At 74.2% G+C, this 12,733-nt stretch carries 11 protein-coding genes; 4 read left to right on the forward strand and 7 right to left on the reverse strand.

The annotated features are described in order from the left end of the window. Positions 1-113: 113 nt before the first annotated feature. Positions 114-749 carry a copper resistance CopC family protein gene (locus AC0I8G_RS22495; protein ID WP_471731923.1) on the reverse strand — a complete coding sequence of 212 codons (636 nt, stop codon included), beginning with the start codon at positions 747-749 and terminating at the stop codon, positions 114-116. A 185-nt stretch (positions 750-934) separates the two neighbouring features. Here AC0I8G_RS22495 and AC0I8G_RS22500 point away from each other — a divergent pair, with 185 nt between their 5' ends. From AC0I8G_RS22500 to AC0I8G_RS22510, 3 genes are all read left to right on the forward strand, one after another. Continuing rightward, positions 935-4,021 carry a S8 family serine peptidase gene (locus AC0I8G_RS22500; protein WP_471731924.1) on the forward strand — a complete coding sequence of 1,029 codons (3,087 nt, stop codon included), beginning with the start codon at positions 935-937 and terminating at the stop codon, positions 4,019-4,021. 143 nt (positions 4,022-4,164) lie between these two features. Then, complete coding sequence (locus AC0I8G_RS22505) at positions 4,165-4,425, forward strand: hypothetical protein (RefSeq protein ID WP_471731925.1); 261 nt, start codon at positions 4,165-4,167, stop codon at positions 4,423-4,425. After that, positions 4,422-4,925, forward strand: a complete 504-nt coding sequence (locus AC0I8G_RS22510; RefSeq protein ID WP_471731926.1) for a 2'-5' RNA ligase family protein — start codon at positions 4,422-4,424, stop codon at positions 4,923-4,925. The genes AC0I8G_RS22505 and AC0I8G_RS22510 overlap by 4 nt, the downstream gene beginning before the upstream one ends. Here the strand turns inward: AC0I8G_RS22510 and AC0I8G_RS22515 are convergent, their stop codons facing one another. Genes AC0I8G_RS22515 through AC0I8G_RS22540 form a run of 6 tightly spaced genes read right to left on the reverse strand, consistent with a single transcriptional unit; the run spans position 4,926 to position 10,945 of the window. Continuing rightward, a complete protein-coding gene (locus tag AC0I8G_RS22515) occupies positions 4,926-5,339 on the reverse strand; it encodes a GNAT family N-acetyltransferase (RefSeq protein ID WP_471731928.1) in 414 nt (137 codons plus the stop codon). Further along, entirely contained in the window at positions 5,336-6,466 is a 1,131-nt protein-coding gene (locus tag AC0I8G_RS22520) for a cysteine desulfurase family protein (RefSeq protein ID WP_471731930.1), read from the reverse strand. Before AC0I8G_RS22520 ends, AC0I8G_RS22515 begins: the two co-directional genes overlap by 4 nt. Continuing rightward, on the reverse strand, positions 6,463-7,326 hold the full coding sequence (nadC, locus tag AC0I8G_RS22525; protein ID WP_471731931.1) for a carboxylating nicotinate-nucleotide diphosphorylase: 864 nt from the start codon (positions 7,324-7,326) through the stop codon (positions 6,463-6,465). Before nadC ends, AC0I8G_RS22520 begins: the two co-directional genes overlap by 4 nt. Continuing rightward, complete coding sequence (gene nadB, locus AC0I8G_RS22530; RefSeq protein ID WP_471731932.1) at positions 7,323-8,912, reverse strand: L-aspartate oxidase; 1,590 nt, start codon at positions 8,910-8,912, stop codon at positions 7,323-7,325. The genes nadC and nadB overlap by 4 nt, the downstream gene beginning before the upstream one ends. Next, entirely contained in the window at positions 8,909-10,201 is a 1,293-nt protein-coding gene (nadA, locus tag AC0I8G_RS22535) for a quinolinate synthase NadA (protein WP_471731934.1), read from the reverse strand. Before nadA ends, nadB begins: the two co-directional genes overlap by 4 nt. A gap of 48 nt (positions 10,202-10,249) precedes the next feature. Further along, a complete protein-coding gene (locus AC0I8G_RS22540) occupies positions 10,250-10,945 on the reverse strand; it encodes an NUDIX hydrolase (RefSeq protein ID WP_471731936.1) in 696 nt (231 codons plus the stop codon). A 457-nt stretch (positions 10,946-11,402) separates the two neighbouring features. On the opposite strand from AC0I8G_RS22540, the gene AC0I8G_RS22545 reads away from it, so the two are divergent. Further along, entirely contained in the window at positions 11,403-12,722 is a 1,320-nt protein-coding gene (locus AC0I8G_RS22545; RefSeq protein WP_471731938.1) for an MFS transporter, read from the forward strand. The last annotated feature ends 11 nt before the right edge of the window (positions 12,723-12,733 follow it).

Raw genomic sequence — 12,733 nt, forward strand, 5'->3', positions numbered from 1 at the left:
CCGGTCCTGCGGCTGGGCCCTCGTCTCGGCCGTGGGGGCGGGGTTCGGCGTCCTGACGATCCTCGTCTGGCTGGTCGACCTGCGCCTCGAGCGGGCCGGGCGGCCGGCTGCGGTCAGCGCTGCCGGCGCCGGTAGCCGATGATCCCGCCCGCGCCGGCCCCCACGACGACGATCGCCGCCGCGATGGCGATGAGGGCGCCGTTTCCGCTACCGGAGTCGGGCTTGGAGGGGTCGACGGTCCCGGCCGTCGAGGTGCCCGGGCTCGGGGCGGCCGTGGGCACGGGTTCCAGGGTCGTGGTGCCCGTCGGGGTCGCCGCCCCCGTCGCGGTGAAGGTGAAGCTGCCCGAGATCGGGTGCCCGTCCGAGGACGTGACCCGCCACTGCACCTCGTAGCTGCCCGCGGGGAGGTCGCCGGTCAGGGGCTCGGTGATCGTCTCGTCCACGATCCGGGGTTCGCCGGAGGAGACCACGCCGGCCGGGCCCGTGACCTGGACCTGGGTCCCGAGGGCCAGCGGCGCGGACGACATCGTCAGCACGACCGCGTCGGGCGCCACGTCGACCGTCGAACCGTCGGCGGGGTCGGTCGACTCGAGGCGGTCGTGGGCGGCGGCGGGGCCGGCGGTGAGCACGGGCAGGACGGGGGTCAGCAGCCCGACCAGGAGCAGCACCCCGGCGCGGCGCCGGCCCGGGCGCTGGGTGGCGTGGCCCGTCGTGGCGCGGGCGGTCCGTCGGTCGCTGAACGTCTGCACGGGGACAGACTACGGAGCGTCGTTGCGGAGCTCGGACGGTCCGGCGGAGCGAACGAGTGCCCCGGGACACCTTGACGCCACGCGCTGTAGCCGGTTGGCTGCACCCCGTCGTCACTGAATCACCGAACGTCACTCGATGCACACGACACGTCAACCGTCGCTCCTGTTCCACCCTGGAGGCCGTCATGGTCGTCCCCCGTCCGCACCCAGCCGCAGGACCGGAGGGCGGCCGGCGCGGCCCCGTCCGGCTCGCCCTCAGCCTGGGGACCGGCCTCGTCCTGGCCCTCGTCCCGACGCTGACCGCGAACGCCGCCCCCACGCCCACCCCGGCCGCCTCGGCCTTCCGGGACGGCGACTACGTCGTCACCCTCGCCCAGGACCCCATCGCGAAGTACGACGGTTCCCTCCCCGGCCTGCCGCAGCTGAAGTCGGCCGGTGGCGACCTGGACATGACCCGGTCGACGACCCAGCGTTACCGCGACCTGCTGCTGTCCGCCCAGACCAAGGTCGCCGACAGCGTCGGGGTCGCCCCGCTGCAGCGCTACACGGTGGCCCTCAACGGGTTCTCCGCCAAGCTCACCGGCGCGCAGGCGACCAAGCTCGCGGCCACCGCGGGGGTCGTCTCGGTCGCTCCCGACGTCGAGCGGCACCTGGTCACGAGCAGCGCCGAGGCCTCGGCCGCGGCGAGCAGCGTGACCACCACGACCAGCGCTGCGACCGGCGCCACCAGCACGGCCGCCGCCCCCGCCCGCACGACCGCGGACTACCTCGGCCTCACCGGGGCCGACGGGGTCTGGAGCCGGCTCGGCGGTGTGCAGCAGGCGGGCCGGGGCGTCGTCGTCGCCGACCTGGACACCGGGCTCTGGCCCGAGCACCCCTCCGTCGCCGGCGCGGCCCTGCCCACGGGGGCCCCCGCGGGTGACCCCTACGGCGCCTACCGCAGCGGCGGCACGATCCGGATGGCGAAGGCCGACGGCGGCACCTACACCGGGACCTGCGAGACCGGCCAGCGGTGGACCGCCGCCTCCTGCACGACGAAGGTCGTGGGTGCCCGGGCGTTCTCCGACGGGTACACCGCGGTGCACGCCCTCGGTGACGGCGAGTTCACCTCCGCCCGCGACAGCGACGGCCACGGCACCCACACGGCCACGACGGCCGTGGGCCGCAACGGCGTCCCCGCCACCATCGACGGCGACTCCTACGGGGACGTCACCGGGATCGCCCCCGCCGCCGCGCTGGCCGTCTACAAGGTCTGCTGGACCGGCGACGACGGGACGAACGGCTGCCAGACCTCCGACCTGATCGCCGCGATCGACCAGGCCGTCGCCGACAACGTCGACGTCATCAACTACTCGATCGGTTCCGGCGCGTCGACGACGGCGGCCGACCCCGTCGAGATCGCGTTCATGGTCGCCGCCTCCGCCGGGATCTTCGTCTCCGCCTCGGCCGGGAACTCCGGCCCGGCCGTCTCCACCACCGACCACGCCAGCCCGTGGGTGACGACCGTCGCGGCCGCCACCTCGGTGCTGCGCGAGGGCACCGTCGTGCTCGGCGACGGCCGCAAGTTCGTCGGGGCCCGGTTGACCCAGGAACCGCTGCCCACGACCCGCCTCGTGCTGGGTTCCGACGTGGCCGCCGCGGGGAAGACCGCCAACGACGCCGCGATCTGCCTCGCCGGGTCGCTGGACCCGGTGAAGACGAAGGGCAAGGTCGTCTTCTGCCAGCGGGCGGTGACGGCCCGCGTCGACAAGTCCGCCGAGGTCGCCCGCGCCGGTGGGGTGGGGATGGTCCTCTACAACCCGACGCCGAACTCGCTGGAACCCGACGCGCACGCGGTGCCGACGGTCCACCTGGACGCCGGGGCGGGCAAGACCCTCCTCGGGTACCTGCGGACGCACCGCACCAACGCGACGGTGTCCTTCCAGCCCGGCAACACCACCCGCACCCCGACGCCGGCCCCGCAGATCTCCGCGTTCTCCTCGCGCGGGCCCGCACTGGTCGACGGCGGCGACGTCCTCAAGCCCGACCTCACCGCCCCGGGTTCCGGCGTCGTGGCGGGGTACTCGCCCGTCGCGGACGGCGCGCGCGGCAACCTGTTCGCCCCCGAGTCGGGAACCTCGATGTCGGCCCCGCACGTCACGGGCCTGGCGGCGCTGTACTACGCCGCGCACCCGGAGTTCACGCCCATGATGGTGAAGTCGGCCCTCATGACGACCGCGCGGAACCTGCTCGGCCCCGACGGCACCCCGGCCCGCGACCCGTTCGCCGGGGGCGCGGGTTTCGTCGACCCGACGAAGATGCTGACCCCGGGTCTGGTCTACGACTCGACCCCGGTCGACTGGTTGCGCTACCTCGAGGGTTCCGGCGTCGCGACCGGGACCGGCGTGGGTGCGATCGACCCGAGCGAGCTGAACCAGGCCTCGATCGCGGACGGCGACCTCGCGGGGGCCCGCACCGTGACGCGCACGGTGACGGCCACCACGGGCGGGTACTACTACGCCACGGCCGAACTCGCCGGGTTCGACGTCCAGGTCCAGCCCAGCGTCCTGAAGCTGGACGCCGGGCAGAGCGCGCAGTTCCGGGTGACCGTGACCCGCACGACCGCGGCGCTGAACACCTGGGCCTCGGGTTCGCTGACGTGGAAGGGCGGCGACGACCTCACCGTCCGCTCGCCGATCGCGGTGCGACCGATCCCGCTGGCGGCTCCGGCCGAGGTCGCGGGGACCGGCGCGAAGGGTTCCGTCCAGGTCGGTGTCACCTCCGGTTTCACCGGTGACCTCGACCTGACCACGACCGGCCTCGTGGCCGGGAAGCGGAGCGCGGGCTCCGTCGCCGTCGGGGACAGCGTCGAGTTCCCCGTGACGATCCCGAAGGGCACCACGTTCAGCCGTTTCGACCTGCGCGGGGAGGCCGGGTCCGACGTCGACCTCTACCTCTACTCCGCCGCCGGGAAGCTGCTCGACCTGTCGGCCTCCGCGTCCACCGACGAACGGATCGACGACTTCGTCGATCCGGGGAACTACGTCCTCGTCGTCGACGGCTACGCCCCGGCCCCGGGGAAGTCGTCCATCGGGTTCACGTTCACCTCCTTCGTCCTCGGGCCGGACGCGAAGGCGGGTTCGCTGACCGCCACGCCGGACCCGTTGCCGGTGCGCACCGGTCGCCAGGCCACGTACACGCTGTCCTGGTCGGGGCTGGCCGCCTCGACGCCGTACCTGGGGACGGTCGGCTACGGCGACACCACGCGGTCGACGGTCCTGACCGTCGGCTGACCCTCCGCGGTGACGAGACCGCCGTCCCCACCCGGGGCGGCGGTCTCGTGCGTTCACGTCGAGGGTGTCTGCCCGCGCGTGCCGCCGTCGTGATGGAGCAGGACCGGTGCCGTCGGGTCGAGCGCGGGTGGCAGAGTGGGGCCGTGCAGCAGCAGAAGGCCGAGCCGACCAACACCGGGGCGATCGCTGGCGTCGTCGCCTCCGTCGCGGGGCTCGTCGTCTCGCTCGCGTTCGCCCCGCTGGGACTGGTCATGGGGGTCGTGGTGGTGGTGCTGGGAGTGCGCGCGCTGCGCTCCGGACACCCCGACCGCGGCTGGTGGACCGTCGCGCTGGCGCTCGCCGTGCTCTGCACGGCGTCGGGAGTCTTCGGGACGGTCGTCGGGTTGGCCAACGTCCGCGGATGAGGCCGCTCATCGTCACGGCGACGTTCGACGTCGCGACCCAGGCGAGCTTCGACCGGCTGCGTGAGCGGTGGTTCCCGCCGGAGCGCAACCAGCTCGCGGCCCACCTGACCCTCTTCCACGCCCTGCCGGGGGAGGCCCTCGACGACGTGTGCGCCGCCGTGGACCGCGAGTGCGCGGGTGCCGCGCCCCGGGCCGAGGTGACCGGGGTGCGGTCGCTGGGGCGCGGCGCGGCCCTCGTCCTGGACTCACCCGGGCTGGCCCGGGTCCGGGCCGGGCTGGCCGCGGAGTTCGCGGACCGCCTGACCCGGCAGGACGGCCAGGGGTTCCGCCCGCACGTCACGGTGCAGAACTTCGTGACCCCCGAGGTGGCCCGTTCGACGGTCGAGGAACTCAGCCGGGACCTCGTGCCCTGGACGGTGCGGGTGAGCGGTCTCGCGGTGCACCGCTACCTCGGCGGCCCGTGGGAACTCCTCCGGGAGTCCCGCTTCACCGCGGTGTGATCAGACCTCCCGCGAGGACGCCAGGGGTTTCGTGCACAGGACGTCGGGACAGCTGAGGTAGCCGAGCCGGGCCCAGAACCGCAGTCCCGCCTCGTTCTCGGGCATCACCAGCAGGTTCACCCGGGGCAGGCCGCGCTGGGCGAAACGCCCCTCGAGCTCCGCGACCAGGGCGGCGGCGAGTCCCCGCCGGCGGTGGGTGGGGAGCACGGCGAGGCGGTGGATCCAGCCGCGGCGGGCGTCCGTGGTGCCGACCACGACTCCGACGATCCGGTCCTCCACCTCGGCGACGAGCAGCAGTTCCGGCGCGTTCGCGCGGATCGCTGCGAGTTCGTCGGCGGGGAGGGGTTCCCGACCGCAGGCGGCCCAGACCGCCTGGACCCCGGGCAGGTCCGCGGGCGCGAAGGTGCGGATCACCGGCCGGCGAGCTGGACGGCGGAGGGCAGGGCGGCCAGCACCGCGTCGATCTCGTCGGCGGTGCTCGTCGGGCCGAGGGTGAAGCGCACGGCGGTGCGGGCGAGGTCGGCGTCGATCCCGGTGGCCAGCAGCACGTGCGAGGCGTCGTCGGAGTCGGCGGCGCAGGCCGACCCGCTGGAGCAGACGATCCCGACCTGCTCGAGTTCCGCGAGGACGGTCTCGCCGCCGACGCCCGCGAAGCAGAAGGAGGCGTGGCCGGGCAGGCGCCGGGTGCGGTGACCGGTGAGGCGGGCCCCCGGGACCGTGGCCAGGACACCCTCGATCAGCCTGTCCCGCAACGAGGTCAGCCGGGCGACCTCGGCCTCCCGGGCGGTCGCGGCGGCGTGCAGGGCGACGGCGGTCCCCACCGCGGAGGCGACGTCGGAGGTGCCCGAGCGTCGGCCACGTTCCTGCCCGCCCCCGTGCAGGACGGGCGCCAACGGGACGACGCCGCGGACCCAGAGGAACCCGGCGCCGCGCAACCCGCCGAACTTGTGCGCCGACGCGGACAACGCGTCGACGCCGAGTTCCGCGACGTCCAAGGGCAGGTGCCCGGCGGCCTGCACCGCGTCGGTGTGGAACGGGATCCCGAACGCGCGGCAGCGGGTCGCGATCTCGGCCAGCGGCTGCACGGTCCCGATCTCGTTGTTGGCGTACATCACCGACACGAGCGTCGTGTCCGGGCGCAGCACGGCGTCGAGCGCGGCCAGGTCGAGCAGGCCGTCCCCGTCGACTCCGACCACGTCGACCTCGAACCCGCTCTCCCGCAGGGCGGACGCCGTCTCCAGGACGGCGGGGTGCTCGATCGCGGAGACCACGACGTGACGGCCACGGGGATTCGCCGTGGCGATCCCCGTGATGGCCAGGTTGTCGGCCTCGGTGCCGCCGGAGGTGAACACGACCTCCCCGGGACGGGCCCCGAGGACCTCGGCGACGGCGTGGCGCGCCGCGTCCAGCCCCGCCTTCGCGGCCCGGCCGACCTCGTGGCTGCTGGAGGGGTTCCCGGTGACCTGGGTCAGGTACGGCCAGACGGCCTCGAGCACCTCCCGGCGCGGCGGTGAGGTCGCGGCGTGGTCGAGGTAGATCACGCGCTGACCGTGGTGTCGAGCCCCAGGTCCAGGGTGCGGGAGTTCTGGGTGAGCGCGCCCACCGAGATCAGGTCGACCCCCGTCTCGGCGATGGCGCGGACGGTGTCGGCCCGCACGCCGCCGCTGGCCTCCACGAGGGCCCGCGAGCGCTCCCGGACCAGGCGGACCCCCTCGGCCAGGTCGGCCAGGGAGAAGTTGTCCAGCAGGACGACGTCGACGTCGGCGGCGAGGACCGCCTCGAGCTGGTCGAGACGGTCGACCTCCACCTCGATGGTCGTCGTGTGCGGGACCTGCGCCCGGACGCCCTTGAGTGCGGTGGTGACGTCGATGCCCTGCGCGAGCAGCACCGCGAGGTGGTTGTCCTTGACCAGCACGGCGTCGGAGAGCGACCAGCGGTGGTTGTGCCCGCCCCCGGCCCGCACGGCCGCGCGTTCGAGCGCGCGCATCCCCGGGGTCGTCTTGCGGGTGTCGACGACGCGGGCGTTCGTCCCGGCGACGAGGTCGACGAACGTCGCGGTGTGGGTCGCGATCCCGGACAGGTGCTGCAGCAGGTTCAGGGCGACGCGTTCGGCGCGCAGGACGCCCCGGGCGGTTCCCCGGACCCGGCCCAGCACGTCCCCGGCTCCGAACCGGGTGCCGTCCCCGGCGAGTTCCAGGAGTTCCAGCGAACCGCCGGTGAGGTCCGCGGTCCGGGTGAAGGCCGCGCGGGCGCAGGCCGCACCGGCCAGGACGCCGGGTTCGCGGGCCACCAGTTGCGCGTCGGCGAGCGCGTCGGGCGGCAGCAGGGATTCGCTGGTGACGTCGCCCCAGGGGGCGTCCTCGGCCAGTGCGAGGGCGACGACGGAGTCAGGGGTGTTCACGGGATCCTCCGGAAGGACCGGCGCCGGGCGTGCCCCGGTGCGGTGGGGTGGTCGCTGCGGAAGTGCGCGCCGAGGCTCTCCTCCCGCGCGGTCGCCGCGGCGACCAGCAGGTGGGCGGCGAGCACGAGGTTGGCGTCCTCGCGGGTGTGGCGGGGCACGTCGAGGTCCTCGGACAGGATCTCGACGGGGTCCTCCTGCGGGGTGAGCAGTTTCATCGCCACGGCGAGACCGGCGTCGTCGCGCACGACACCCGCGTGCTCCCACATGGCCGACTGCAGGTCACGGCGGCCGACGTGGGACGCGACGGGCAGCGCGGCCCCGGGCATCTCGACGACCTCGTCCTCGGGGAACTCCGCCGCGGCGACGCCGTTCTCGCGGATGTCGCGCACGACCTGACCACCGGTGACGAGCGCCTCGAGCAGGGAGTTCGACGCGAGCCGGTTCGCGCCGTGGACCCCGGAGCAGGCGACCTCGCCCGCGGCCCACAACCCGGGCAGCGTGGTGCGCCCGACGGCGTCGGTGCGGATCCCGCCCATCCAGTAGTGCGCGGCGGGGGTGACGGGGATCGGTGTCGTCTCGGGGTCGATGCCGGACTCCCGGCACAACTGCGCGATCCCGGGGAACCGCTGCGCGAAGGGCTTCCCCAGGGCCGCGGCGACACCGGTGGCGTCGAGGACGACGGGTTTCCCGCCGTGCTCGGCCATCGCGGCGGCGATGGCCCGGGCGACGACGTCGCGCGGGGCGAGTTCGGCCCGCGGGTCCACCCGGAGGGTGAACCGTTCACCGGCGGCGTCGAGCAGCACGGCGCCCTCACCGCGCACGGCCTCCGACACCAGGAACGGGTGCGCGACGGCGGCGACCGTGGGGTGGAACTGGAAGAACTCCAGGTCCGCGACCGCCGCACCGGCGCGGAACGCGGCGGCCAGGCCGTCGGCCGTCGCGACCGGCGGGTTCGTGGTGTGGCTGAACAACTGTCCCGCCCCGCCGGTGGCCAGCACGACGGCACCGGCGTGGACGCGCAGGACGTGGGTGGCCCCGTCCTCCTCCGCGCCGGAGACGAGGTCGGCACCCACGACGCGGCCCCCGGAGGTCCGCAACCCGGCGAGGAAGGTCTGCTCGCGGATCGTCACGTCGCTGCGGCGCACGGCCGCGGCGAGCGCGGCGGAGATCGCCGCGCCGGTCCGGTCGCCGCCCGCGTGCAGGATGCGCGAGGTCGAGTGCGCGGCCTCCAGACCGAGCGCCCAGCCCCCGGAGGCGCCGCGGTCGAACTCCACCCCGCGCTCGGCGAGGACCCGCACGGCGGCCGGGCCGGCCTCGCACAACGCCTGCACCGCAGCGGGGGAGGACAACCCGGCGCCGGCGGCCAGGGTGTCGGCGACGTGCGCGGGGACGTCCTGCGGCCCGACGGCCGAGGCGATCCCGCCCTGGGCGTAGTGCGTGCTGCCGTCGCCGAGCTCCGTCTTCGTGGCCAGCACGACGCTGCCGTGGTGGGCGGCCTCGAGGGCGGCAGTGAGTCCGGCGATCCCGGCGCCGACGACCAGGACGTCGACGTGGAGCTCTTCCACGAGTTCGCGACGGCGGTTCACGGGTGGACGGCCAGCATGCGTTCCACCGCCGTGCGCGCGTGGCCCGCGACGTCGGCGGCGACGCTGACCTGGTTCACGACCCGGCCCTCGACGAGGGACTCCAGCACCCAGGCGAGGTAGGCCGGGTGGATGCGGTACATCGTCGAGCAGGGGCAGACGACCGGGTCGAGGCACTCGATCGTCAGGTCGGGCCGGGTGTCGGCGAGGCGACGGACCATGTTGACCTCGGTCCCGATCGCGAACGCGGTCCCGGCCGGGGCGGCGTCGACCGCCTTCTGGATGTACTGCGTGGAACCCGCCTCGTCGGCGGCGTCGACGACCTCCATCGGGCACTCGGGGTGGACGACGACGCGGACGTCGGGGTTCTTCGCCCGGGCCTGCGCGATCTGGTCGACGGTGAACCGCTGGTGCACCGAGCACCACCCGCGCCAGAGCACGACCCGGGCGTCCTCGAGGGTCTCCGCGGAGTTTCCGCCGTGGGGTTTGCGCGGGTCCCACACGGGCATCCGCGCGACGTCGACGCCCATGGCCTTGGCGGTGTTGCGGCCCAGGTGCTGGTCGGGGAAGAACAGCACGCGCTGTCCCCGCTCGAAGGCCCACTCCAGGACCTCGCGGGCGTTGGAACTGGTGCAGACGATCCCGCCGTGGGCGCCGCAGAAACCCTTGAGCGCGGCCGCGGAGTTCATGTAGGTCACCGGGATGACCGGCACCCGGCCGTCGGCGTCGGCCTCGGTGCCGTAGAGCGCCTCGAGCTGCTCCCAGCAGGCCTGCACGGAGTCGATGTCGGCCATGTCGGCCATCGAGCACCCCGCGGCGAGGTTCGGCAGGATGACCGGCTGGTCCGGGGTGGTCAGCAGGTCGGCCGTCTCGGCCATGAAGTGCACCCCGCAGAAGACGACGAACTCCGCCTCCGGGTGCCGCTGCGACTGCTGCGCGAGCTGGAAGGAGTCCCCGACGAAGTCGGCGTAGCGGACGATCTCGTCGCGCTGGTAGGCGTGGCCGAGGATCGACACGCGCGGTCCCAGGGTCGCCTTCGCCGCCAGGATCCGGCGGTCCAGCTCCTCGGCCGGCAGCAGCCGGTACTCGGCCGGGATCTGCTGCTGCACCGGGGAGTCGGCCGGGGCCGGGTCCTGGCGGGAGGCTCCCGCGCCGTAGGTCGGCAACGGCAGGGGCCGGCCGGGGACCGCGTCGAACTGCCACGGGGCGGTGGGCAGGTCGGGGTCGCAGGTGCTGTCCGCGCCACCGGGGGCGCGGGTGAGCAGGGCGATCTGCGTGGGGACGGACGCCATCGTGACGGGCCTGTTTCTCGAGGAGTTCCTGTGAACGTTGCCGGAGCGCTACGCGAGCGGACCGGCGGTCATCAGCGGGCCGGCGACCCCGTCCGGGACCACCGCCCGGTACAACGTCGGCGGCCGGTGCCGGCCGCCCGTCTGGCGTTCCCCGGTGGACACGACGGTTCCCGAGCTCTCGACCTGGCGACGGAAGTTCGCCGGGTCGAGGGGGCGCTGCAGGATCGCCTCGTGGACCTCGCGCAGCTGCGCCAGGGAGAACTGCTCGCCCAGGAAGTGCAGGGCGACGTGCGCGTGCTGGACCTTGGTGCGCAACCGCCACAGCGCGTACTGCACGACCTCGTCGTGGTCGAAGGCGAGGCCCGTGCAGTCGTCGGCGGAGGTCCAGCGGACGTTCTCGCCCTCGACCGCGGCCGCGGCCTCGTGGTTCCTGACCAGGGCGGAGTAGACGACGGAGACGACGCGCTGACCGGGGGAGCGGTCCGGCTGCCCGAACGTGTACAGCTGCTCCAGGTAGCTCGGGCGCAGTCCCGTCGTCTCGGCCAGGGTGCGCCGTCCGGCGTCGCTGAGGCTCTCCGTCGTGCGCACCCAGCCGCCCGGGAGCGCCCACTGGTCGGCGAAGGGGGCGCGGGTGCGGCGCACCAGCGGCAGGTGCACCCGGACGTTCCCCTCCCGGTCGGGCAGCAACGCGAAGATCACCGTCGACACCGCGACGAGGATCGCCTGCTGCTCGGTGGTGCTCATGGAACACGGCCCCGGTCTCAGTAAGGGTGGTTCTGACAGTAACTCTGCCGGGTCGAACTGTAGGACACGGGTGGGGCACGCCACAAGCCGCCCCGTCGCCCGGGTCCGCTCCGGCGCGCCGGCGGTCGAGAACTTCTTCGGAATTCGGCGTGACAACGGCGCGGGAGCGGTCTTACCGTTGACCTACACGGGAGAGGAGGTGGTCCGAAGAATGGTTTCTCTTGGGACGCGTGAGGTGGCTGCCCGCTAGCAGCTGCGTGAACGGACGCGGACCGCTCTGGTCGCCCCGCGCAGCGCGGCGAGATCACGGCAGTCACCGGGTCCCCGGGCGCCGGTCTGTCCAACCGGCCCGTACCGTGACGGCGAGCGCCGTCAGGGGGGCGGAAGCGCCCGGGGACTTCCCACGTCCCCGTCCGCTGCGCTGAAGTAGCCCCGGGACACGACCTATCCTGACCGGGTGAGTCCACCGCCGGCGCGATCCGGCCCCCCGAGTCCCGGCCCCGCACCGACCCGCCGCCGGTTCCTCGTCGACACGACGCCCCTGCGCGAGGTCCCCGCGTTCCGCCGGCTGTGGGTCGGCCAGTCGCTCGCCGCCATCGGCACCCAGCTCACCGTCGTGACCGTCGGGTTGCAGGTCTACTCGCTGACCTCCTCGACCTTCGCCGTGGGACTCGTCGGGATCTTCGCCCTCGTCCCCCTCGTCGGGCTGGGGCTCTACGGCGGTTCCCTCGTCGACGCCCACGACCGCCGGCGGGTGGCGCTGTTCGCCTCCGTCGGGCTCTGGCTCCTCTCCATCGCCATCGCGGCCCAGGCCTGGGCGCACCTGGATTCCGTCGGTCTGCTCTACGGCCTCGTGGCGCTGCAGAGCGCGGCGTTCGCGATCAACAACCCGGCCCGGTCGGCGATCGTCCCCGGCATCGTCCCGCGGGCGGTGCTGCCCGCGGCCAACGCGCTGTCCGGGATGACGAACGCCATCGCCCTGACGATCGGGCCGCTGCTGGCGGGACTCCTCGTGGGGGCGTGGGGTTTCCAGGCCGCCTACACCGTGGACGCGGTCACGTTCGTCGCCGCGCTGGCCGGGGTCCACGGGTTGCCCGCCATGCCTCCCGAGGTCCTCGGGGGGTCGCAACGCCCGGGACTCCGGTCGGTGCTGGAGGGGATCCGGTTCCTGGGGACCCGCCCGAACATCCGCATGACCTTCCTCGCCGACCTCTGCGCCATGGTCTTCGCCATGCCCCGCGTCCTCTACCCCGCGCTGGGGGCGGCGGAGCTCGGCGGCGGGGCGCGGACGGTCGGGATCCTCGGTGCGGGGTTCGCGCTGGGTTCGGTGCTGGCCGGGTTGTTCTCCGGGCCGCTGGGGTCGGTGCGCCGCCAGGGTGCGGTCGTCATCGGCTGCGTCGCCGTCTACGGCGTCTCGGTCGCCGCGTTCGGAGCGGTGCTCGTCCTGGTCCCGCAGGGGGTCTCCGCGAAGCTCGTCCTCTGCGTCCTGCTGCTCGCCGTCTCCGGTGCCGCCGACGCCGTCAGCTCGATCTTCCGCGGCACGATCCTGCAGGTCGCCACCCCCGACGCGCTCCGCGGGCGGTTGCAGGGGGTGTTCATCGTCGTCGTCGCGGGCGGACCGCGCCTGGGGGACCTCGTCCTCGGGTCGACCGCCTCCGGCGTCGGTGAGGGTTTCGCGGCGCTCGCCGGGGGGACGGCCTGCGTCGTCGCGGTGCTCTCCCTCGCCCGCTGGCAACGGCGCTTCCTGCACTACGACGCCCGGAACCCCCGACCCTGAGCCCCGACCCT

The organism is Kineococcus sp. AC630, from assembly GCF_979255925.1.

What these genes read in the sequence shown, in the direction of transcription:
- AC0I8G_RS22500 (WP_471731924.1), top strand. Translation starts at nt 935, where the DNA reads ATGGTCGTCCCCCGTCCGCACCCAGCCGCAGGACCGGAGGGCGGCCGG.
- AC0I8G_RS22510 (WP_471731926.1), top strand. Translation starts at nt 4,422, where the DNA reads ATGAGGCCGCTCATCGTCACGGCGACGTTCGACGTCGCGACCCAGGCG.
- nadA (WP_471731934.1), bottom strand. Translation starts at nt 10,201, where the DNA reads ATGGCGTCCGTCCCCACGCAGATCGCCCTGCTCACCCGCGCCCCCGGT.
- AC0I8G_RS22540 (WP_471731936.1), bottom strand. Translation starts at nt 10,945, where the DNA reads ATGAGCACCACCGAGCAGCAGGCGATCCTCGTCGCGGTGTCGACGGTG.